Source organism: Phormidium sp. CCY1219 (assembly GCF_055795085.1).
The window spans coordinates 1-22,086 of sequence record NZ_JAYFEQ010000905.1; the positions used below are offsets into that span (position 1 = coordinate 1).

The following is a 22,086-nucleotide window of genomic DNA, read 5'->3' on the forward strand; positions in this document are numbered from 1 at the left end:
TTGCTTGTAAAAACTGGGGTTTGGAAGCCATACTGATGCCGTTTTCGCCTTAGAAGAGAACGCCGAAAAGTAAAACTCAATGTGAGAAGAACAGGTTTGGACTCCGATAAAAAAAGAAAAGAATTGGTGGATTTTTTAGATAATAGTAAGTTTGAAAAAAGTTATAAAGTTATGCAAATTGTTCATCCAAAGTTAATACAAAAATGGGTTGACGGAGAAAAAGTAGTTGATATTTGTTTTTCGCAAAAAATACCCAAAATCGCTATCATTCTTGATGGGAAAAGGTCTGGCGGTGTAGGTACCCGATCGCCCAATTAACCGCTTATCCAATCCCACGCTAAATTTAGCCTCGCCCCTAAATTTCCCCTCAATTCCCCATTCCTTTCCCGATTAACTGCGAGAGAATGCGCGCGATATTCCAGGCGTCATCGCCTCCCCGGTGGTGGGTTCCTTCCAGGGGAAGATTGAGGAGTGTTAATGCCCGCGCCATGCCCACTTCTCGTTCCAAACCATTCATCACCGCAAACAGGGTTTTTACATTTAAGTGACGGTTGCTAAACGGATAGGAAACCTGCCGATATTGGCACTGTTTGGTAAAGATATTTTTATCAAATTCCCCATAGCTTGCCCAGACGCGCTGATGGGCAATATACTTATCTTGCAATAAGGCACAAGCTTTGGCAAAAGAAACTCCTTCATCCACTTGTGCTTGGGTTAAAGTAGTCAGTTTGGTGCAGAATTCACTTACGCGAGAGCGTTCCGGTTTGACTAAGATACTCTCTTTTTCTAATAGATTTCCCGAAGAAACCTCCAACAGGCAAATGCCCACTTCGATAACTTCTTGTTCTTCCCCGGGAGGCGGGTTTTTTTTCCAGCAAGTGGCTTCCACATCAACCACAATTAAATTATCAAGTTTAATGCCCATGATTTCATTACTTTATTTAAAATTAACAGTTAGGAGAGCGGCGAGAAATGGACGATTTGGGGTCAGAAAACAGCAAAATAATATGCGTTCTCAGGGTGGGGAAGCGGAGACTCGGAGACTCGTTCTCAGGCTCCCACCTGGGAACGAGTTCAACGAGTCGAGGCAATGAAATCAGTTTGGTATTGCGTTTGAGACCCGATCGAGAGTGCCGAGATTAAAGGGAAGAATTCCCTTGGCGAAACTGCTGAACCACCTTATCCAATTGTACGGAATGGGAAGCTTTAAATAAGATGCGATCGCCGGGTCGAACGAATTCTTGCAAGCGTTGCGCCAACTTCTCGCGCGCGGTGGGTGTAGCAATATCGCTCACCTCAACTAAAGGCAAACCCGCTGCGCCAAGTGCCATTGCTTCCGCTTCTGGCGGATCGGCAAAAATAAACAATCCATCCAGATTCAATTCCTTTGCGATCGCCCCAACTTGCTGATGAAATTCCAGCGATCGCGCCCCCAATTCCTTCATTGTGCCCAACACTGCAATATGGCGATCGCCTGGGGTTTGGGACAGCAGTTGCAGTGCTGCCGTCATTGATTCTAACCCAGCATTGTAAGTTTCATCTAAAATCACGATATCATTGCCCAGGAGATATCGCCGCGCTCTTCCTTCTGGTAACTCCACCGACAGTCCGTGAGTCAGCGGTTCCCAACTCACCCCGAGCAATTTTGCTACTGCTAAAGCGCCTAAATAATTGAGGGCATTATGAGCGCCAGGAAGGGGGAGGGGGAAGGTCATGCCTTCTACGGTTAACCGTTCAGTATCAATCAATTCCCCTTGTAAATCGCCTCCTTTCAAGCCATAGGTGAGGCTTTTTCCGGTCCACACCGTAGCGGCGGTTTTTAATAACAAAGGGTTATCGAAGTTGAGGACTGCGTGACTGGCGGGGGGCATTTTGTCTAGGAGTTCGCACTTAGCGCGAGCGATCGCCGCTTCGGAACCCAAGCGTTCGATATGGGCCGTTCCCACATTAGTAATGACGCCAATGGTGGGGCTAGCGATTTCGGCCAACAGGGCAATTTCCCCCGGACCGCGCATAGCCATTTCAATTACTGCATAATCATGGTGGGATGAAAGGGACAGTAGGGTTTTCGGAACGCCGATTTCGTTATTATAGTTGAGCTGAGTTTTGAGGACTGGGCCTTGGGTACCGAGGACCGCCGCGATCAGTTCCTTGGTGGTGGTTTTGCCCACCGAACCGGTAACGGCAATGATGGGAATGTCGAACTGTGCCCGCCACCAGTGGGCGATCGCCTGATAGGCTTGTAAGGTATCCGGCACCACCAACAAAGGCCAGTCTTCGGAGGGAGGGTGGTAGCGAGAATCCACAATAGCAGCGATCGCCCCTTTTTCCAGAGCTGACCCCACAAACTGATGCCCATCAAACTGGGTTCCCCGCAGGGCGAGAAACACCTCCCCGGGTTTCAAAGTCCGCGTATCCGTATTTACCCCTACCGCCTGCTGTAGGCGGCGTTGGGGGGACAGATTAAGCGCGATAGCGTCGAGTATGGATAACGCTTGGGCGAGAGTAAAAACACAAGACATGATGCGATCGCTCGTCGTTAGGTTAACAAAAATTAATGTTACGATTGTTTGCAGCGACCGGATTGCGAACCGGGTCAACCGCGTTCAGGCAGCCAAATCCGTGGCAGAAAAGGACTCGGCCAGCTTTACAAAATCTTTATCGTAAATCCGTGAATTTTCTCTGGCAACTTTACAAACTCTTTAGGAAAATGGGAAGTAGTAGCGATCGGCCTAGGTTATGCTAGAACAAAAGATTGATTCGCTCGGGTAAAGCACCCATGACCCCACCGTAGCCCTTTAGGACTGGCATCGGCAGGATCGTCAAGTCTGCGTCGGGTTCCACGGATCGGCGTAATGGAGTGCAAAACCGAGCAGCCAACTGATGGAAACGACTAAAAAACTCCCATTAGAAACGATTGGGCAACATTCCTAGGGTGAGGGTCGTGAATCGGTGCAATAAGGGTGAAACGTGGAATTTGACGAGACCCTAACATCCGGACAGGGGGAAAAACAGTGAATCATCGAACAGATCCTTACAACCGAAAAACCAGGCAAGAAGAGCAGCTCATTTACAATCACCTGCTAGAAAAGGTGAAAGTTGAGCCGCCGTCGGAGATGATTGCGCGCTTTCAGAGCTTATTTATCGACGGCGTAGAGTACCCCGATCCAGAAATTTCCGCCGCATTGGGAAAAATTGTGGGCGCTAAGGATGTGGAGCGCGAGTTTAAATTTATTTTAAATCGATGTTGTCACATCTTGGTGAATCGATGGCAAACCAACAGTCAAACGCAAACAGCCATCCCGGAATTGGTGGAATTATTTGAAAAACCCACCCCGGGAAATTTTAATCCCTATCTGCGATCGCGATCGGTCAGACGGTTGCAGGATCTCATCGGAGAATTCACTCAAAGCGAGCAGTATTTGACCTTGAGACGCTTGTCACAGGTAGTGGAGCGCAGTTCGCAACATCAGGAGAAAGAAAAGCGTCCTCTGGGCAGCTACATCGATCGCTATCCCTATTTGTACTCCCACTGTTTGCTCAGCGAAGATAGCAGTTACGAGCATCAGCAAACCGTGCGGAAAATCCAATCTCAAAGACAAAAGCAATTTGAAATCAACCTGTCGCAGTACGTCACCTATCAAGTTCGCAAAGCGCAACTGCGGCGGATGAGTCGCAATGGAAAACAGATTGGGCGGCGGATTCAACCCATGGAAAATCCCACCTTATTGAGCGATCGCGAACTGTATTATGCCCTCAAACAATTTGTGGGCAAAGCCGAAGCCGGCTACACCTACCGCGACTTAGCCCAAAGCTTTATTACCCACAGTACCACCACCCGAACCTACAGAGAATTTAAAGCCGATTTGTACGATTACCTAGTTGCCAGCGTTGACTCCGAATACGGGAAACGCCAATTTAACGACAAGTTATGCAAGCACCTAAAAAATACCTTGCCGCAAAGCGATTCGCAGAAACTCAGCGACTTTTTGGTGGTGAGAACCTGCAGTCAATTGCTGAACTTTTTAATCGTCGAAAGCAGCCAAAGACCGAACCATTTTATTTTTATTGACGTAGTATCGAACCTCGGTCCGATCCGCACCACCGGGTTGCTGCTGAAAATCGTTTTGGTGTGCCGAAAAGTAAAACCTTATTTAGAAAAGCGGTTTTACATTTTGTTTAATCATTATGAGAATTCAAACAACGAAGCGGTGCAGTGGTTAATCAAAATGTTAGAAAATCTCAACGTGGGACTGAGTACCAACTTTGGTTCCGTAGACCTTTCCTTTATCAGTCAAATCGCATAAAAGAGGCAAAAGGGTGAATTTTCCATGTGGGAGATTGAGGAACCCACGTTCCGGGGGTAGGTGAAGTAGGATCGCAAGTGAAGTCTTGTACGACATAGCTGCACCGGTATGACTAACGGAGGTTCCGCCTTCGGCGAAGAGCCAACCCCGAATCCGAACCAGGGGGGTTCACCCACCCCAAACCCACCGAACCTCGAGCGAGAATTCGACGAGGTGACGCTTTCGTTTGCGGATATTCAAGCCGATTTGAATTACAAGCAAGCGAAAGACGCCCTACGCGAAATCGTGGTGAATTTAGACTTAACCGACGAAGAGCGAGCCGGGTTAGATCGAGAAATCGAAGGATTAACCACCATGCTGGATAAACTAGAACGCACGGTGGTGCAAATTGCCGTATTTGGCATGGTAGGGCGGGGGAAATCGTCGATTTTAAATGCCTTGTTGGGGCAGAACCTGTTTGAAACCGGGCCGATACATGGCGTCACCCGGACCACCCAAGGAACGAACTGGCGAATCGAGCGATCGCCCCTAGAAGGGGTAGATGGAGACATTACCCAACTGACATTATCCGGCATCGGCAACTCTCAAATCGAACTGATCGACACCCCCGGAATTGACGAAGTAGACGGTCAAACCCGGGAAGCCTTAGCCCGTCAAGTCGCCTCCCAGGCAGATTTGATTTTATTTATCATTGCCGGTGACATTACCCAAGTGGAATACGAAGCGCTTTCGCAGCTGAGAGAGGCGGGAAAGCCGATGTTGCTGATATTTAACAAAATCGACCAATATCCGGATGCCGATCGAGAGGCAATTTATCAAAAAATCCGGGATGAGCGAGTGCGAGAGTTGCTTTCTGCGGATGAAATCGTCATGGCGGCTGCCGCCCCCTTGTGGGCACAAGCCGTACAACGCGCTGATGGGAGTCGCGGCGTGCAGATGAAACGGGGATTGCCCCAGGTAGACGAATTAAAGTTAAAAATTCTCGAAATATTAGACCGAGAAGGGAAATCCCTAGTGGCGCTCAATACCTTGCTTTATGCCGGCAATGTGAACGAGAAACTGGTAGAGCGCAAGATGACGATTCGCGACAAGAGCGCCAACCGGACCATCTGGAATGCCGCGATCGCCAAAGGGTTAGCCATTGCCCTGAACCCCGTCACCGCGATCGACATTCTCAGTGCAGCGGCGATCGATGTGGCCACCATCTTAACCTTATCCAAACTCTATGGCATCCCCATGACCCAAGCCGGTGCGATTAACTTGCTACAAAAAATCGCCCTGAGTATGGGCGGAATTAGTGCCAGCGAATTGCTAGCCAACTTAGGCTTGTCCTCCCTGAAAGGACTGTTAGGCTTAGCGGCACCGGCCAGTGGGGGGGCGTCGTTAGCACCCTATTTGTCAGTGGCCATCACCCAAGCCGGTGTCGCCGGTTTTTCCTCTTACGCCATCGGGCAAGTGACAAAAGCCTACCTTGCCAATGGGGCATCGTGGGGTCCGGAAGGACCAAAAACCGTGGTTAGTCGCATTATTGCCTCTTTAGATGAAACCTCCATTATGGGACGCATCAAAGAAGAATTGCGCGAGAAGCTCATGGGAGCGAGATCCGCGAGACAGACCGAAGAATGAAGGCGATCGGGATTGAGGATATAGGCAAGGGCTTTCACCGTTTATCCGCGAGCCTTCATCCCAATGATTGTACCGTTGGATTTACTTTTGTCTGCGTTGCTTAAAGTCGTTGAGCCATTCTCGCAACTGCTCGTTGGCCACATCGCGTCCGCCCAAACCAAAGGCGAGGGCAATCGCCACCGCGATCGCGCCAAACAGCAGACCGAAAGCCAGATTCACGATATGGGGAGCAATGCCCATTTGTTGCAGCGCCATTGCCGCCGCGAAAGCGATAATCGCAATTCGAGCAGCTTGTCCGAGAATCTCGGCTTGAGAACCTCTAGAAGAGGCAATCAAATTGTAGGCGAAATTGGCTAAATACAAGCCAATGCCAAACACCAGCAAGCCCACCAGCACCAGACCCGCGATCCGGATAATGCCGCTGACGATAATCGTGAGCGCCTGGAATTGCAGCACTTCCGTCGCCGCCACCGCGCCAAACAGCACGATACCCACCAAGGTGACAATCCCGGCAATTTCCGAGGGCGTTTTGCCGCCCGGTTGTTGTACCGCCGTGGGTGGAGTCGAGGGACTTTCTGCCGGTGGCGGTTCTGGGGGAGTTCCGGTTTGGGTGGTGGGTAAGCCCAGCCACGCAAAAACATTGTTAAAGCCCACACTGGTGAGAATGCGGGTGACCAAATCCGCCACAAACTTGCCAATCACGTAAAACACGACCAAAATAAAGGCCGCAGTGAAAATGAGCGGAATGGCGTTGAGGATTTGGGTGAGCATGGCGATCGCCGGCTCGGAGATCGCGTCAATTTCTAGGGAATTTAAGGCCGCGATCGCGGTGGGAACCAAAATCAAGACATAAACCACTGTCCCGAGCAGTTGGGACAGGGACATGCCACTTTCCGAGGGAGCCAGACCGAATTGTGCCCCCAAACGATCGGTGCCCGTAGCTGCTAGCAGATTGGTGACGATGCCCCGCACGATGCGCGCGATCAGCCAACCCACCGCCCCAATAATCAGGGCCATCAGAATCCGGGGTAGAGCCGAGAGAACATCGTCCAGCAGGTTCTCCACCGGCTCGACATTCAGTTCTAATGCATCGAGAATTAAGGGCAGGAAGAACAAAAAGATAAACCAGTACAGGGCGTTACCCAAGGTTTCGTTGAGCAAAAACCCGCTTTCTTCCCGGTTTTGTCCGGTTTGTTCTGCCAATCGGTCATCTAAGCGAAACTGCTCGAGTCCGCGCGTTACCACCATCTTGCAGATGGTCGCCAAAACCCACGCCACAGCCAACAAGACGGCGGCACCGCCCAGTTTGGGCAGGTAAACGAAGATCTGATTGAGAAAATCGTTGAGCGGCTCAGAAACCACCTCTAGCTGGAGGGTTTGCAAAAAGGCGATCAAGACAAAAATCATGATCGTCCAGTAGACCACCTTGGCGGTCCATTCCTCCACCTGGGGCATCGCTTCTTCTTGGGAGCGACCGGTAATCGCCCGCGCCAGTCGGTTATCCAGATCCGTCCGTTTCAGGAGACCTTTGACGATCGAGGAGACCACGGAGGCGACAATCCATCCGACAATCAGGATGGCGATCGCCCCCAACAAACTGGGGAGAAATGCCCCTAACTGCGCTAACAGCCCGTCAACAAAGCCCGTCACGCGATCGACCGCTACACCGGGGTCGAGGGTGGTGTCTTCTTGCGCGAGTAACTCCGGGGGTCTAAGGATGACCCCACTGTTTATGGGTGTAGTATGCCAAAGTCCATTCATAGTTGATTTGATTGAGTGTAATGTCCGATTTGAAAAACAAACGAACCACAACATTGACTCAATGCTGCCAGCTATGGCAACATTTGCCACTATCCTACAGGCTAAGGTTGGATTTTGCGGTAGTGTAGTTCGCAACCTGCCGTTGAAATTCCATCTAAGGGGGTTACTTCCCTCATTCCAGTTCAATTCTCAACGTCAGATTTCACTTTATGGACAATTCACCGCCAAAAGTGGATATTTTAGTGATTTTTAATACTTACTCCTGCCCTCACCACTGGCTGCACTCCCGCTGGTGGCACCGTGCAAGCCACTGGAAAGCGTTGCTCTCAATCCCATCAGGGCTAAAATTGGCGGAGTCGTAGGCGAGGCACTGCCCCACCGACCCCGATCGCCCGTCTTCCCCAACCGCGTTACTGTCACGGTTTATTTCTGCCACAGGTAAGCACATGTCATCTCGTCAACTTTTTGAACAATCCATCCAAATTCGCGCCACGGCTGCGGTGGTCGATCGCTGCATCACCGACCTCGAATTGATGCATCGATGGCTCAATCCCCTTTTGCGCTGCGTCCCCGTGGGCGAGTGGGATACCCAGGTGGGCAGTCGCTGTCAGTTCGTCATTCAAATCCCGTTAGTGCAGCCCACCCTCGAGTGCGCGATCGCCGAGCGCGAACCGGGTAAGATTGTTTGGCAGTTTGAAGGCTTTTTTCACGGTCGCGATCTGTGGCAGTGCGAACCAGAAGGCAAAATCACCCGCCTGCTCAATCGCTTTGAATTCCACATTCCCAATCCAGCGATCGCCTTTGGTTTCAATCGTTTTGCCGCCACCTGGACGCAGCAAGATATGCAGGCCCAACTTCGTCGTCTCAAACGGGTGGCTGAGTCCATTCAGCAGCTAAAGCAGTAGGGTGGGCAAGTCCTTGCCCACCCTACGGGTAGTTATTGTGGTGCTTCATAGGACCGATTGAGGGTCAGTCCTATTCGCTTCCCCCACTTAAAAATCGCTGACTGGGCAAATAGCGAATCGGCGTCTCTTTAATCAACGCTTGAATTCCGGCATCGATGTCTGCTTTGTCGGCACCATTGACCCGCATCAGCAGTTTCAAAATGGCAAACGTGGGGGTATCGGTTAAAAAGTAGCCGCCGTGGAGGTCCAGTTTGCCGACAGTGGGAAAACCGAAGACGCTGGCGAGAAATTTGAAGGTATTGATCGGGTCAATCAACGCCACGGTGTAGGGGCGCAGAGGCCATTGCAGACCGTTGACGCCTTTCATCTCGGAACAGTCGAGATAGTTAAAGCGTTCGAACAAGTCATAGGCGGAGGTGGGACTGGCGGCGGGTTGGCTACCCCACAAATTGCGGATGTAGGGACGATATTTGCAATCTGGGTTGCAATCGGCGGTGGGTTTGAGGTAAAGGTTGCCCAGACGATACCCGGACATTTCGATACTCGGTTCGCTAAACCAGTTGCCCAGGGTGGGCATGTAACGCAGGATGATATCGCGATCGCTCGACATCAGGTAAATTTGACCACAGCGCCGCATGGCAGATCGAACGTAGTTGTTGCGCCCTTCGCGCAGAAATTCTAAGGGAATATCCGGGGAGGCCAAAATTAACTTATCCAGCACGAGGTAATCCCCGATTTGACTGGCGCTAGGGACGTTAGTGCAGTCGTCTTTGCCGAAGCGATCGGACAGGATCCGCAGCACGTTGACGAGCAGCAGACCCCCCATACTGTGTCCGACTAAATTCACTGCAATGGTTCCACCTGCGGGGGGGTCTGGATCCGGGGGCGTGGAATCTGCTGGGCGTTTCTCCACTCGTTGCACGGCGCGATCCAAGCGCCAGAAGAATTCTCCTAAGTCGGGAGCACCGTAGTGAATGGCGCGGTAGCGATCGCGCTGATAGACTAAAATTCGCAAATTCTGCATCAGCATCACCCACAGCACAAACAGGGTGGGGATTACCCAATACCATGCCACCGCTACTTCCGCCCAGGTATTAAAATTGCTCCACTCCCACAGGGGACGAAACCAGGGCAACTGACCCCCAGTTTCCAGAAGGGGAATGGCGAAGAATTGCACAAATCCGGCCAACAGCAGGCCCAAAATGCCGGCAAATCCCCCCAGGACTAAGGCAAATTTCACCACAATGCCCCAGTTTTTGCCTAAATCACTCCACAGACCCGGACTGGTAAAGGGGGTTTCTGAGGGCCAGTGATAGCCGACATAAAAGTGGCGATCGCTGAGTTTTTTACCCTCGGGGTCGGATTCTGCCTCTCCCAAGGCGTCGGCTTCTTGTCGGAATAATCGATAAAATGTCTGGGCGGAGGTGGCATAACCGTGGGTGCGAAGGGTCATTTGCTGACACGATCGCTTCTGCACGATTTCGGCAAATTCATCCACGTTGAACAAGGGTCGATATCGATCTGGGGGCGGTAAGGGGCGATCGACATAAAGGGAAACCGTGGCGGTACTGGTGACTAAAAAGACATTGGGATAATGGGTGTCTTCGTAAATTTCAAAGTTGCGCGATATCGCTTGGGTAAATTCCCTGTTATGCCAGCGATTGAGCACATCGATAACGTACTGTTCGTTCACCTGATTCCTAAACCCCGCATAAGCGTGGCGATCGGGACACAAGCGATGCAAGTGTTCCACAATTTTCCCTGCTGAGTTTAATCCGGCATAGGTGGATTCTCTCCGATCTAATGGCGGCTTTCGATAGGCAAGTTGCACGATTCGCGCTTTTACCCACCAGTCAGAAAAGGGGGCGGCATTTTTAATAATCGATTCGAGCCATTGGCAGTCGTTTTTTATGGTTTCTGGGGATTTGTTTTCCCAAGATAAGGGCAATTTTAGATAGTTTTGAGGATTGGTCATAAGGAGTATTTTGGAAAGAATATCAACGGATTTGCTCGCAGCATCAGCCGGGAGGGCACATGCAATTAGGTCGCGTTTTGTGTCGGCGATCGAGGGAAGAGGCGTGGGGCGATCGCCACTGGAAAAGTTCGGGTAAAAATCGGCGATCGCCACGTCGAGAAACCACGATCCGATCGCAACAGCATCAATTCTCTGGCTCCCACACCGGGCGATCGGGTTGAGTTGTACCTTCTTCTATCTGATTACAGTTCTGACCCGGTTTCGTCAGGTCAATTTTTCCTTATCCAATCAAAAACAATGCCACTGGCTCTCATGGAGCTGCCCTCTCTCGCCTCCCACTCCGGAGGAATCATCATCGGCCTATTTCATCAGCGGTAGGCGCTGTATTGTCTCTTTTTTTATTGTTATCAATAATTAGGTTTGTTTTATGAAACTTTTAAATAGATTGCGTTTGAATAACCGCATATAAGTTTAGCTGAAAAAGCAAGCGGCCAAATTATGCCTGCATATTTCCTGGGAAAAGCGTTCTCATGCTCGCCCTGAGAGCGAGTCAAATAAGTATATTCTGGGGTAAAATTATTGGGTATTGTGAAATTAAAAAACCGCCGCCATGAATGAATTCTGAGGAGAAAAATGGGGCGGTTTAGTAGCCTATTAAAAAATCAAATCGGCCTAAATTTGTGGAGGGGGTGAGTGAGGAGGGCTAAGGATTAGTCCAAAAGCCAGGATTTAATGCGTTGCAAGCTTTTCCAATCGGGTTTGCGCTGCAAACCATCTTCGATACTGCCTTTCACCTCCTTGGATAATTCTGAGTCAACCATCATCAATTGTTGAGCGGTTTCCACGTGGGAGCGGACACCTTTTTGACCCGATTCGAGCATAGCGAGAGAGAGATTAACGCGAGCTTGGGGGTCTTGAGGATGGAGTTTCACGGCTTTTTGTGCGGCTTTGTAGGCGGCGTTGGGTTTATCGGCTAAGAGATAAAGCCAAGCCAAACAAGTCCAAGCGGAACTATTTTTGGGGGAGCGATCGCAGACTTCTTTAAACACAGGAATCAGAGTGTCTGGTTCTTCACCAGCCTGATAGCGATCGACACCACTTTGAAATAAAGATTCGGCAGTTTCGGTCATAGGGAATTCGAGAGTGCTGAGCGTTTAGATTTTAGCGAAAAACGGGAAAAATGGTTTCCCGAGGCCACAGCGGCAAAATAGAGAGTGTAGCACAGACCGAGGCAATTCGGGAGAGGGGAGGGGGCGGGAAGGGGAGGGAGGGGGAGGGAGGGGGAGTGCGCCACTCAGACAAAAAGACTCGATCCAGGTTGCTGATGGAACCTGGATCGAGAAATGAGCAATAATAGCAGTGGCGTCGGCCACTCAAAAACCAGCTAAAATAACAAAGAGCCAGTTAGGCGGAAAAAGACTTACCGCAGCCACAAGACTGAGTGGCGTTGGGATTGCTGAACTGGAAGCCACCACCGATCATGGCGTTGTTGTAGTCGAGAGCCATGCCATAGATATAGAGCAGACTCTTGCGATCGCAAACCACTTTAAACCCTTGCTCGTACTCGAAAACCTCATCGGAGTCTTGGATATTGGTTTGTTGTTCGAAATCCATCGTGTAGGACATTCCGGAACAGCCGCCCTGGCGCACGCCGACGCGCAGGCATAGGTCTTGGTTGCCTTGTTGCTCGCGCAGTGCGAGAATATGCTTCATGGCCTCATCAGTAATGATGATGCCCTGTTTTTGAGACTGTGTTGCTTGTGTCATCAGTTCACTAAACTCCTTTTGTGCTGTTCTATACCCGACAGGGCTTGAGTACCTTCTGTGTTCATTGTAGCGAGCTGCGACAGTCGCGATCGCAGCACGAGGGAATCGCCCCCACGAGATGAGTCATAGAACAACCCCTCGATGTTGGCGCGAGTTGCGCGGTTGAGCCGGAACCTCGGGGAGTTGCCTCTCTGATGCGGGAAAAAATCTCTGCAAGTCTTGCTAGTGGTTATAGGATCGTAAATAACCGTTAACCGGCTGTTATAACCTTTGGTTCCGTACACCCTATTTGCATCGTCTATGGCAGGTTTAAACCGCTCCACCCGTCGTCGCTTACAGAAACTACAGCAAATTTCCTCCGTGTGGGAGGGCGATCGCCGCTCTTTGTCCCACCCGTTACCGGCTGGCTCCTCAGCCGTACCGGAGTTTGATTCGGAAAATGGGGGAGATTGCATTATTTGGGTGGATGGATCCCAAGGCATCGTCCGGGCAATGGATGTGATTTCCCCGGAAACTGGACCGCAAGCGGTGGTTCGGACCTTGTTGCGGGCAATGGAGCATCCCCACAGTCCGGCGAGCCCCGCCCGCCCGCAAAAAATTGTGGTTAAAGACCGCGAAATTCAATTTTTCCTGCGCGGTGTCTTGCAAGAATTAGATATCACCATCGAATACGTTCCCAATTTACCCTTAATCGATGAAATCTTTCGCGGATTTCAAGAGGTGGTGGATAGCAAACCACCGCAGCTTCCCCCGCAGTATGAAGACCTTTTGCAGGACAAGGCTGAGGAAGTATGGCAGGTGGCTCCTTGGAAATCCCTGGGGGACCATCAAATTATTGAGATTGAAATCAATCAATGGGACGTGGGTACCCTGTACGCCTGCGTGATGGGGATGCTTGGTCTCGATTATGGGATTTTGCTCTATCGCTCTTTGGAGTCGCTCAAACAGTTTCGTCAACGCGCCCTGGAGCATAACTCTCCCGAGCGCCTGGAAGAGGCGTTTTTATCCCAAGATTGTTTGTTCGTCACCTATGAAAGCTCCGTGGATGTGGAGGACGTGGATCTGGTGAATTTGCCCCCCAGCGAGATTCAACCCTCGTTTGGCAATCTCCACCCCCTGGAAGGAATGCGATCGATTCTTTACGATGAAGAAGCCTTGGTCACTTTTGTGGCCCTGGATGCGCTGACGCGCTTCTTCCGCTCTGGTCGCCGCAAATTAGCTGGGGGTAATTTTCCCTCCATGAGTCATTCCTATCAGATTCCGTTACCCGATGTGGCACAAACTGACAACAAAACGGTGTCGGTGCGGGTGGCGACTATGCCCAATGTGGCGGATCAACTCTATGGAATGACCCTGGATAGCCCAGATGAGGAAGAAGTGGAAGGAGACCAATCCCTGCTGCGCGATGACTTGGTGCCAGAGAAGTGTTTTCTCAGTCTCGGCATGATGCCTTGGGATGTTTTGGAAGAATTGCACGAGTCGGCGAATTACTGTCAAAGTGCTACCATTTCCCCTCAGGGAGATGGTTTGCCGATTGTATTGATTCAAACCTCTCGCCCGAAGGCAAAAAGTCTGATTCAGGAATTAAAAAACTTAGGCGGGGTCAGAGGTATTTGCTTTAATCCCGGGGAAGACCCCCTGGGGGATCTTCGCTACGATGTGGGGATTTTCCAAACCGACAATGGCGAACTTCACTTGTTTGGCGAGTTTCACGGTGATGACCCGGTTCATCGGGTGGCGCGCGACAAATGGGATGCACGCTGTGAAAACACCCAGGGTTACTGCGGTTTGGTGATTGCGATGGGCGTGACTGGTGCGTCTAGGGGCAATCCAAAACTCAAAGATATGCTGGCGTTGTTTGAGGTGCGATCGCTCAGTTCTGAAGAGATCGGTCTCGGTACCCTGCAGCTCATGCCCGTGCCGTTTTAACTAAATTACCCATTGGCAATTGAGAATTCCTGTGGGTCTGCTCGATCCACTACCCATCCGGTTCCACAAGCATCCCCCGCTATAACGCGATCGCGTTATAGCGGTGGGCGTCGTCGCTTAACCCCGTTCTTCTTCTAAAAATTCCCGCATAAACTGATTCACTAACTCCGGTTCCTCTTGCTGCACCCAATGACTGGCGTTGGAGATATACCGCACCTGAAAATCGCGCACGTATTGGTCGGTTCCGTAGGTTAATTCTTTCCCGAGGGCGCTATCCCCTTCCCCCCAAATCATCAGGGTGGGAACGTCTTCTAAAACGCTCCATTGTTCGCTCATCAACCCCCGAAATACATTCCGATAATAGTTCAGCATAGCCGTGAGGGCACCCCGTTTCGCCGTGGCATCTTTATATGCCTCAATATCGGCTTGGGTAAAGGCGTTTTTATTCACCGCCATATCTTTAAATGCAATTTCGATCGCCTGATAATCTCTGAACTGAATCGCTAATTCTGGAAGTTCGGGCAGTTGAAAAAATAGCATGTACCAACTTCTTAGCATCTGTTGCGGATTGCTGCGAATCGCTTCAGCAAATTTCGCCGGGTGGGGAATGTTCATCACGATCAGTTGCTCCACTTTCTCGGGATAGGCATAGGCAAAACACCAGGCGATCGCTCCGCCCCAGTCATGACCCACTAACACGCAGCTTTCATACCCCAACCCGGTAATAATTCCCTCCACATCTTTTACAAATTCTTCCATCACATAGGCATCGGATTCCTTCGGTTTGTCGCTTTCGTTATACCCTCGCAAATCCACCGCAACCACTTTAAAATCTTTGGCAAATTCCGGAATCTGATATCGCCAGGAATACCAAAACTCGGGAAATCCATGCAGCATCAGCATCAGCGGTCCTTCCCCTTGGGTGACATAATGCAAGGTGATGCCATTGGCATTCACGTATCCGTCGGTCCAAGTTCCTTCTAATACAGACATTTTTTTTCTTCCCGTAAGACAATTTTAAATTGTAAAGTGAATTGACCCAGTTTTGCAATCCAATTGATGACACTCTTAACACTGGCACTCGCCACCGGAAAATTCTCTTTTTTTCTCCCACAATCCCTTCTCCATTCATACACTTTCCCGGCGGGTGGGTTGAGCCTACAATCCTCTTTTGGTATAAACAACCTCCCGGTAGGCATTGCTTACCCTACATTGGTCTTTTAGTATAATTTGCCTTGCGGTGGGCAATGCCCACCCTACATTTTGTTACCTTTTATCTCCCTGTAGATAATCCATTGCCAATTAATATAAACGGTGCCCAGTAATACGGATGTTGATAATCGCTATCGAGTAACGCGAGTTGGGCGTTTCGCAACGCTGACGCTGTGTTATTTCGGGTTGTGAGGCGATCGTAAAATTCATTCATCAGCACTTGAGTGCCGCCATCATCGACAGACCATAAAGAAGCGATCGCCGCCAAAGCACCGGCTTGTTGCATTTGATAGCCAAAACCGAGGATTTCTTGCCCGTTACCAAACTCGCCCCCCATCGCGGTTTGACAAGCACTCAATACCACTAAATCCACATTGGGCACGGACCAACTCTCTAAATCGCGAAAGGTGATGCGATCGCCATCCCCCAACATAATAAACGACTCTTCCGGCTGACCGCTGACAAATGCCGCATGAGTGGCCATATGTACGATATTATACTCGTTCAACCGTCCTAGAGTTGCCTCGCGATTAAATTCGCGATCGATTAATTGCGTCGTCGTCGGAATCGTTTCTGCCAGATTTTCCACCTCTTTTCCCGCAAAAGGCAACCCGGAAAACGCAAATTGTCTCGTCCCCACTTCTACATTATATTCCCCTTCCGTAAACGCCCCCGCCAACACCCGCAGGAGGGCGGAAGACTGGCGATTAAAATTCGTCAAACTCGCCGCCGTAATATTATTAATCGTAAATCGCTCTACCAACCATTGTTCCCCATCGTACAATGCAGCTAAGGGAAGATATCGCAATTGCCCGTCAGGCGCATAAATTATCGTTTCTGCCCCCGCTGCAATCAGTTCGTTTTCTATTGGTTTAATCAGCCAATTGTAAAGCTGACGCCCGGTAATTTTAGGCAAGTCGATATTCGCCCGTTTTGAAGGCACCGTCAAGGCAGTTCTAAATTCAGAAATTGCCCGATTTAGGTCGGACTGACGCAGGGCGACGGTGCGATGAATCGGCGGGGCGTAAGGCGTCACCAGCACTAATTCGAGACGGTCTTCTAAAATTAACGGATATAACAACACCGTGGTTTCTGTAAAGCGTTGTAAGGACTGCTGCAACTCATCGAGTCGGTCTAAATCCAAACTTTCGCCGTCGGTGCTTTGTTGCAGGTTTTCCGCTAGAGATTGAATGTCCGGGCGACGGGTAAATCCCGCGAATCGCTGAGTGACTTTATCGAGTATTTCCTCAATTTCGGCGATGCGTTGGTCTTGGGCGGAAGTGCGCTGCGCTGGGGGAATTTGTTGCAATTCTGCCCGTTCTCTTCCCAGGGCGATCGCCTGGTTTTGAATGGCAAAAAACTCCGCAAATAGCTCTTGTTCGGCGGGCAACACTTCCACCCCCGAGGCCGTTTTTTCGTTCCCGCGCAGGTTTTTTAAATATTGGTCGAGTTCTTGCACCTTCAACAAATCTAACACTTCCTGCGCCTCCACTGCCCGATTTTGTCCTAACAACAAATCGGCTAAATTGCGATAGGTTTCCTCCACGGTGGCGGCGAAGGATTCCTGTTGGTCTACAGAGAGGGATTTGAGTTCTTGACGAATCTCTTCGTTAAGGTTAATTGCTTTTTTATAAAACACGATCGCCAAACTGCTTTCATTAATATCGCGAAACACGCACCCAATATTTGCTAGGGTAATCGCCGCCGCCGATTTGTCCCCCACCGCTTCTAGGATTTGCCAGCTTTGTTGCAGGAATTCTAAGGTTTGCGGATACTGTCTCAATCGGTAATAAATATTGGCAATACTGTTTAAAGTCCGACCGATCGCCCCTTGGTTTCCCATCTGTTGCTGCACCTCGAGGGCTTGTTGCAAAAACTCCCGGGCGCGATCGTAGCGTTCCAACTCCGCATACAGTCCGCCTAAATGTTCCAAAATGTTCCCTTCGGCGGTTTTATCGCCAATTTCTCGGGCAATTTCTAAGGCGGTGTGATATCGGTGGCGCGCTTGGGAATAGTCGCCGAGTTGTTCGTATCCGATCGCGATCGCATCCAAGGTGTTCGCTTCCCCGGACCGATTCTCTACTTCGCGATAAATGACTAACGCTTGCTCTAAAAACTCCACCGATTTTGCATATTGTCCTAAATTAAAATAAACCCCGCCGAGATTGAGCAGACTGTTAGCCATTCCCGGGCGATCGCCAATTTCTTGACGCAGGTTTAATGCATCGCTGTAGCGGTCGATTGAGCGCAGGTATTGCCCCAATCTGTAATAAATTCCCCCTACATTATCCAGGGTATTCCCCATCTCCGCCACCGTCCCAATCTCCCGGGCAATCTCTAATCCCTGTTCGTAAAATTCTAACGCCTCCGCCAATTCTCCCCGACTTTCGTAAAGCACTCCCATACCATTTAGAGTATTGCTCAAACTGGCTAAATCTCCAATTTCGCGCAATAAAGGTAACGATTCTCGATACAATTCCAAGGCGCGATCGCTCTGTCCCCATTGACGATATAATAACCCCAAATTGCTCAGCAAGCGCGCTACCCCCGCTTTATCTCCGATGTCTCGTCGCAAGTCTAGGGCTGCTTGAAAATACTCTCGGGCTGTGTCGTAATCCCCCAATCCATAATACACTCCGCCTAGATTATTCAAGGTCCGTCCTTCGTCCCGCTTGTCCCCCACTTCCCGCCGAATACTTAACGCCATTTCATACAATTCTAAGGCGCGATTGTAATCCCCCGTCGCCGCATAAACCGCCGCCATATTGTGCAGGGATTCGCCTTTTACCGCCAGATTGGCAACGGTTTGCGCCAACTCCAAAGCTTCGCCATGCAGTTGCAGCGCTTGGGAATAATCCCCTAATTGGCGATAAACAAATCCCAGATGATTGAGAGTTTCTCCCACTGCAGCGGTTTGGTTGAGTTCTCGCCGATGAGTTAAAGCGGTTTGCAATTGTTCCAATGCGGTGTTATAATCTCCTAATGCCGCATAAACTTCCCCCATTTTATCCAAAGTTTCTGCCACACCAGCGCGATTGTTTTCGCGGGAGAAACGCTGCAAAACCTGTTGATAAATCTGCAATGCAACTTGAAATTCTCCCTGGCGAAATTTCTCAAATCCTTGTTGCAAAAGTTGTCTGGTTTCCCCTGAGAATTCCAGGGGCGCGGATGGAGAAAGATTGGGGGAAGGTTGCGCCACGGCGGGAGAGACTGTGGGGAGCAAAAACACCCAGGCGGCGGAGAAAAGACGCAAAAATTGAGCGGCATACTGCATGAGAATAACCCTTTTTCAGGATAGAATAAGTTAAGTTTAGCGTGAAATTAGAGCCGGAAAAATGATTTAATCGCAACCGCGATCGCGTCTTAGGGTTTCACGCAAAATTGCCCCACATAAATCTACCCCTTCCAGGTTGGCATTTTTCAGGCGAGTATTGCCCCAAACCGAATCCCTTCTTAAATCCGCACCACTGAGATTCGCACCGCGCAGGTCCGCATTTCGCAAGTCAGCCGCACTCAAATCTGCCCCCATTAAATTCGCGCCGCTTAAATTGGCTGCATTTAAGTTCGCATTCGTGAGATTTGCTCCCGTTAAATTGGCTTGAGAAAGGTTAGCCCCGCTTAAATTGGCACTATTCAAATTGGCGGTATTGAGTTCGGCAACACTTAAGTTCGCATCAGTTAAATTCGCCCCACTAAAGTTAACATTTTGTAAATAAGCCCGGGAGAGATCCGCACCGCGAATATCTCGCCCCCTTGCGCCTTGGGTGACGATTTCCCACACTAACCGCCATTTGCGATCGAGTTGAGTGGTCTCGTCAATTCTCGCGCCGCGCAGAATGGTAGAATTGAAATTAATATTACTCAAATCCGCCCCGCGCAAATCGCTATTTTCCAAATTCGCATAACTGAGATCCGCATCCCTGAGATTGCTCCCACTTAAATTGACGCCGCGCAAATCGGCGCGGGTTAAATTCGCCCCCACCAGATCGCATCCCTGACAGTGATTGTTTTGCTGCAATTGTTGCAGGTGGTTTGGGTTATCCGCCTGAGTGGGGGCGACAAATCCCAAGGGTGCTAAAATAATAGCGCTCAGCAGGATTTTTGCGGTTCCTTTCACCTTGTCCGAATGCCTTAACCGAATCATGTTATTTTAATCGTTTGGCCTTTAACGGTTGAGATCGAAATGAGCGATTGCGAATCACTTCCCCCGTTTCCGCTGAGTCGGGTAAGGAAGAAACTGCATTTAAGGCATCGTTTAACAGGCGATCGCTCCAAAATCCCTCCGATAATATACCAAACTGCGTATCGTCTAACGCATTGGAGGATTCGCCTCTCAACTCGCCGAGTAACGCTTCTCCCCCTTGACGATCGCCGCTGGAATACAGGGCAATCGCCAGTGCCAGTTTCGCCTGTAGGCGCACCCTCTCCGTGGCCATCGCGCGCTCGAAGTAGGGAATCGCCTGCTGAATTTCTCCCATATCGTAGAGTGCCTGACCCACGTTAAACTCCACTGGCCAGTCATAGACCAGCGCCGCGTATATCCTTTGGGCGTAGGTTTGCAACCCTTGCGCGTCGCTTCCCAGGCGATCGCTGGCAAACTCCGTCGGTTCGAGGAGTGTCCGTTGCCCCATGTGATTGGCATGGCTAAATAATTCAAACGCCAAGGTCAATCCGAGGGCGCGATCGCCTTGGGTATAAAGTGCGGTTGCCAGCGCCAGTTGCGTATTCGCCTGCAATTCCTGACTTTCTACCCATTTCAGTTGCTCTGAGGGCGGGGATGTGGGGGAGAAAGTTTCCTGTCGCTGTCGGAGATCTGCAGATGCCAAGTCATTCGCTTGTTGAAACCGCGCGATCGCCTCCCCGAGGTTTCCGGATTGATAGTACCCTTGTGCTAACCGAAACAGTGCTGGCACGTACTCCCCATCCACCTTCAAGGCGGTTTCGTAAGCGGCGATCGCCTCGGATAGCTGATTCTCCCGGAATGCCCGATCTCCTTTGTCGGAAAGGGGATAGGCAAAGCTGGGATTCGGGGGTAATTGTGCGAGTTGGATGACTTCGATAAAGGTCTCGATGGGAATGCCTAAATTAAACCCGGATTTCACCGCCACGCTATCTCCGGTATCCGGATTGTAAATCGCTTGGCCTTCGGCGCGTCCGTGAATGCCAATCAGACGACCTTGCAAGTCGAATACCGGCCCGCCACTCATCCCGGATTGGGTAATGTTGGTGTACACTAATTCGTAGCCATCCTCTGCCGCCTGAGTTGCCCGTCCGGAAATCGTTCCGGGAGTGAGCTGAAAGATGCGCTCGGTGATGGCAGTGCCAGGATGGGGCCAGCCGGCAATGTAAATCAATGTGCCGGAAGTGGTACTTTCGGCTTGGCCAATTTGCGCGAGGGGATAGTCGCGATCGCTGTCGAATTCAATCAGCGCTAAGTCTACACCGGGCAATTTTCGCACTCGGCTGTAATTTAACGGATATTCGGTTCCCTCTGCGGTGACGATTTGATATTCATCTTCGGTGGCGATCGCATGTTTGGCAGTTAAGACAAAATAGGTGTTGTTTTCTTTGCCGATAATGATGCCGGAAGCGGGATTTTGTCCGTTAACGATGACCGTCACCTGTTGCGCCATTGCTGAGATTTGCTCCGCAGATAATTGCGCGATCGCTCCCGGTGGCGGTAAGGTGGCGATCGCTGCCACTGCGATAATTGCGGCGGGAAATATCGGGTCATTTGCCATTTTTTTTCTCCCTGGATAGAAGGAAAAATTACATCGACATTGAGCGGGCAAAACAGGCGTGCGATCGCCACCCACAGGGTATCTGAATGAGTCGAGCTGATGCCTCCCTCGGGGAGTGCTGGCGCATTTTCCCCAGAGGCGGCGATCGCTTCGCGGGACCCGACCCCATTTTATACCCCCGGTAAGTATATTTACTCAGGTTTATCGGGGGCCGCCCATTTGCGGGGGCATTTCCGGGAGGGGTTTGGGTTCCATATCCCCCCGTCGTCCCCGTCGGGGAGGTAAGGGAGGATATTCTCCGTTTAAATATTTATCGATGTTGATGTACAGGCGCGCTGAGGTTTCCGAAATCGGCTGTGCAGATGCGACGCGGATGCGAAAGATGCGTTGCAAACTGCCTCGGGGATTGCGATCGCCATTCAAGACGAATAACATCCCATTACAAGGTTCGTTTTCCGCTAGGGCCACGCAAGCGACGAGTTCGCCATCCATCATGCCGGTGGTAATGTAATTGAGCTGCCCGCTTTCGTAATAGGTTTGGAAGCGTTGGGAGGTTTCCTCGCAGTGCTGTTGCAAGTCGGTGGCGGGCGGGTTTAAGTCTGTCGGTTTCCAGATGGCGATCGCGATTTCCCCTTCCGGGGTGCGCGCGATCGTGGCGGGGGATCCCTCGATTGTCCCGCAAAAAAAGCGCGTGGGTTCGAGTGCCGCGATCGGTTTCGGGAGTGCCAGTGTCGCCGCGATCGCCTGCAGGGCAAAGACTCCCCAAGCGATCGCCCGTGACGAGATGTTCATCGAAAATTAGGGGTTGGTAAGGGGGGCGAATGGAAACCCCTGTCATTTATGTATGGGGAGGAATTCGCCCC

At 50.7% G+C, this 22,086-nt stretch carries 18 protein-coding genes; 6 read left to right on the forward strand and 12 right to left on the reverse strand.

Features of this window, described 5'->3' with window-relative positions; translation table 11 throughout:
- Nucleotides 1-81: 81 nt before the first annotated feature.
- Nucleotides 82-318, forward strand: coding sequence for a hypothetical protein (locus tag AC0QH1_RS29730; RefSeq protein WP_324635061.1), 237 nt, complete (start codon nt 82-84; stop codon nt 316-318).
- Between the two features lie 49 nt (nt 319-367).
- Here AC0QH1_RS29730 and AC0QH1_RS29735 read toward each other — a convergent pair whose 3' ends face one another.
- Both AC0QH1_RS29735 and AC0QH1_RS29740 read right to left on the reverse strand, forming a co-directional pair.
- Nucleotides 368-925, reverse strand: a complete 558-nt coding sequence (locus AC0QH1_RS29735; protein WP_324635062.1) for a 3'-5' exonuclease — start codon at nt 923-925, stop codon at nt 368-370.
- 214 nt (nt 926-1,139) lie between these two features.
- Nucleotides 1,140-2,522 (reverse strand): UDP-N-acetylmuramoyl-tripeptide--D-alanyl-D-alanine ligase, encoded by a 1,383-nt coding sequence (locus AC0QH1_RS29740; protein ID WP_324635063.1) that lies wholly within the window; start codon nt 2,520-2,522, stop codon nt 1,140-1,142.
- A gap of 492 nt (nt 2,523-3,014) precedes the next feature.
- Here AC0QH1_RS29740 and AC0QH1_RS29745 point away from each other — a divergent pair, with 492 nt between their 5' ends.
- Complete coding sequence (locus AC0QH1_RS29745; RefSeq protein WP_324635064.1) at nt 3,015-4,307, forward strand: hypothetical protein; 1,293 nt, start codon at nt 3,015-3,017, stop codon at nt 4,305-4,307.
- A 108-nt stretch (nt 4,308-4,415) separates the two neighbouring features.
- Entirely contained in the window at nt 4,416-5,933 is a 1,518-nt protein-coding gene (locus AC0QH1_RS29750) for a GTP-binding protein (protein WP_324635065.1), read from the forward strand.
- A gap of 81 nt (nt 5,934-6,014) precedes the next feature.
- On the opposite strand, the gene AC0QH1_RS29755 is transcribed toward AC0QH1_RS29750, so the two are convergent.
- Entirely contained in the window at nt 6,015-7,694 is a 1,680-nt protein-coding gene (locus tag AC0QH1_RS29755) for a mechanosensitive ion channel (RefSeq protein WP_324635066.1), read from the reverse strand.
- A 249-nt stretch (nt 7,695-7,943) separates the two neighbouring features.
- A complete protein-coding gene (locus AC0QH1_RS29760) occupies nt 7,944-8,114 on the reverse strand; it encodes a hypothetical protein (protein ID WP_324635067.1) in 171 nt (56 codons plus the stop codon).
- 26 nt (nt 8,115-8,140) lie between these two features.
- Between AC0QH1_RS29760 and AC0QH1_RS29765 the strand changes: the two genes are divergently transcribed.
- Nucleotides 8,141-8,599, forward strand: coding sequence for an SRPBCC family protein (locus tag AC0QH1_RS29765; protein WP_324635068.1), 459 nt, complete (start codon nt 8,141-8,143; stop codon nt 8,597-8,599).
- Between the two features lie 70 nt (nt 8,600-8,669).
- On the opposite strand, the gene AC0QH1_RS29770 is transcribed toward AC0QH1_RS29765, so the two are convergent.
- Nucleotides 8,670-10,574 (reverse strand): 2-C-methyl-D-erythritol 4-phosphate cytidylyltransferase, encoded by a 1,905-nt coding sequence (locus AC0QH1_RS29770; RefSeq protein ID WP_324635069.1) that lies wholly within the window; start codon nt 10,572-10,574, stop codon nt 8,670-8,672.
- Nucleotides 10,575-10,633: 59 nt separating this feature from the next.
- Between AC0QH1_RS29770 and AC0QH1_RS29775 the strand changes: the two genes are divergently transcribed.
- Entirely contained in the window at nt 10,634-10,795 is a 162-nt protein-coding gene (locus AC0QH1_RS29775) for a hypothetical protein (protein WP_324635070.1), read from the forward strand.
- Nucleotides 10,796-11,284: 489 nt separating this feature from the next.
- On the opposite strand, the gene AC0QH1_RS29780 is transcribed toward AC0QH1_RS29775, so the two are convergent.
- Nucleotides 11,285-11,704 (reverse strand): tetratricopeptide repeat protein, encoded by a 420-nt coding sequence (locus tag AC0QH1_RS29780; protein WP_324635071.1) that lies wholly within the window; start codon nt 11,702-11,704, stop codon nt 11,285-11,287.
- Between the two features lie 274 nt (nt 11,705-11,978).
- Nucleotides 11,979-12,341 (reverse strand): HesB/IscA family protein, encoded by a 363-nt coding sequence (locus tag AC0QH1_RS29785; protein WP_324635072.1) that lies wholly within the window; start codon nt 12,339-12,341, stop codon nt 11,979-11,981.
- A gap of 300 nt (nt 12,342-12,641) precedes the next feature.
- Here AC0QH1_RS29785 and AC0QH1_RS29790 point away from each other — a divergent pair, with 300 nt between their 5' ends.
- A complete protein-coding gene (locus AC0QH1_RS29790) occupies nt 12,642-14,270 on the forward strand; it encodes a DUF6930 domain-containing protein (protein ID WP_324635073.1) in 1,629 nt (542 codons plus the stop codon).
- Nucleotides 14,271-14,387: 117 nt separating this feature from the next.
- Here the strand turns inward: AC0QH1_RS29790 and AC0QH1_RS29795 are convergent, their stop codons facing one another.
- The 5 genes from AC0QH1_RS29795 to AC0QH1_RS29815 form a co-directional block, all read right to left on the reverse strand.
- Complete coding sequence (locus tag AC0QH1_RS29795; protein ID WP_324635074.1) at nt 14,388-15,263, reverse strand: alpha/beta fold hydrolase; 876 nt, start codon at nt 15,261-15,263, stop codon at nt 14,388-14,390.
- Nucleotides 15,264-15,543: 280 nt separating this feature from the next.
- The gene (locus AC0QH1_RS29800; protein ID WP_324635075.1) at nt 15,544-18,756 is read right to left on the reverse strand and encodes a tetratricopeptide repeat protein; all 3,213 of its coding nucleotides are present in this window, start codon (nt 18,754-18,756) and stop codon (nt 15,544-15,546) included.
- A gap of 66 nt (nt 18,757-18,822) precedes the next feature.
- Nucleotides 18,823-19,626: a pentapeptide repeat-containing protein gene (locus tag AC0QH1_RS29805; RefSeq protein ID WP_324635076.1), complete on the reverse strand. Its 804-nt coding sequence runs from the start codon at nt 19,624-19,626 to the stop codon at nt 18,823-18,825.
- 1 nt (nt 19,627) lies between these two features.
- Nucleotides 19,628-21,223, reverse strand: coding sequence for a trypsin-like peptidase domain-containing protein (locus tag AC0QH1_RS29810; RefSeq protein WP_324635077.1), 1,596 nt, complete (start codon nt 21,221-21,223; stop codon nt 19,628-19,630).
- Between the two features lie 201 nt (nt 21,224-21,424).
- Entirely contained in the window at nt 21,425-22,015 is a 591-nt protein-coding gene (locus tag AC0QH1_RS29815) for a COP23 domain-containing protein (protein ID WP_324635078.1), read from the reverse strand.
- Nucleotides 22,016-22,086 lie beyond the last annotated feature (71 nt).

Bases quoted from the DNA above. Each gene is read 5' to 3' on its own strand.
- AC0QH1_RS29765 (WP_324635068.1), top strand. From the start codon at position 8,141: ATGTCATCTCGTCAACTTTTTGAACAATCCATCCAAATTCGCGCCACG.
- AC0QH1_RS29770 (WP_324635069.1), bottom strand. From the start codon at position 10,574: ATGACCAATCCTCAAAACTATCTAAAATTGCCCTTATCTTGGGAAAAC.
- AC0QH1_RS29735 (WP_324635062.1), bottom strand. From the start codon at position 925: ATGGGCATTAAACTTGATAATTTAATTGTGGTTGATGTGGAAGCCACT.
- AC0QH1_RS29790 (WP_324635073.1), top strand. From the start codon at position 12,642: ATGGCAGGTTTAAACCGCTCCACCCGTCGTCGCTTACAGAAACTACAG.
- AC0QH1_RS29755 (WP_324635066.1), bottom strand. From the start codon at position 7,694: ATGAATGGACTTTGGCATACTACACCCATAAACAGTGGGGTCATCCTT.
- AC0QH1_RS29800 (WP_324635075.1), bottom strand. From the start codon at position 18,756: ATGCAGTATGCCGCTCAATTTTTGCGTCTTTTCTCCGCCGCCTGGGTG.
- AC0QH1_RS29780 (WP_324635071.1), bottom strand. From the start codon at position 11,704: ATGACCGAAACTGCCGAATCTTTATTTCAAAGTGGTGTCGATCGCTAT.
- AC0QH1_RS29810 (WP_324635077.1), bottom strand. From the start codon at position 21,223: ATGGCAAATGACCCGATATTTCCCGCCGCAATTATCGCAGTGGCAGCG.
- AC0QH1_RS29785 (WP_324635072.1), bottom strand. From the start codon at position 12,341: ATGACACAAGCAACACAGTCTCAAAAACAGGGCATCATCATTACTGAT.
- AC0QH1_RS29740 (WP_324635063.1), bottom strand. From the start codon at position 2,522: ATGTCTTGTGTTTTTACTCTCGCCCAAGCGTTATCCATACTCGACGCT.
- AC0QH1_RS29775 (WP_324635070.1), top strand. From the start codon at position 10,634: ATGCAATTAGGTCGCGTTTTGTGTCGGCGATCGAGGGAAGAGGCGTGG.
- AC0QH1_RS29805 (WP_324635076.1), bottom strand. From the start codon at position 19,626: ATGATTCGGTTAAGGCATTCGGACAAGGTGAAAGGAACCGCAAAAATC.
- AC0QH1_RS29750 (WP_324635065.1), top strand. From the start codon at position 4,416: ATGACTAACGGAGGTTCCGCCTTCGGCGAAGAGCCAACCCCGAATCCG.
- AC0QH1_RS29815 (WP_324635078.1), bottom strand. From the start codon at position 22,015: ATGAACATCTCGTCACGGGCGATCGCTTGGGGAGTCTTTGCCCTGCAG.
- AC0QH1_RS29795 (WP_324635074.1), bottom strand. From the start codon at position 15,263: ATGTCTGTATTAGAAGGAACTTGGACCGACGGATACGTGAATGCCAAT.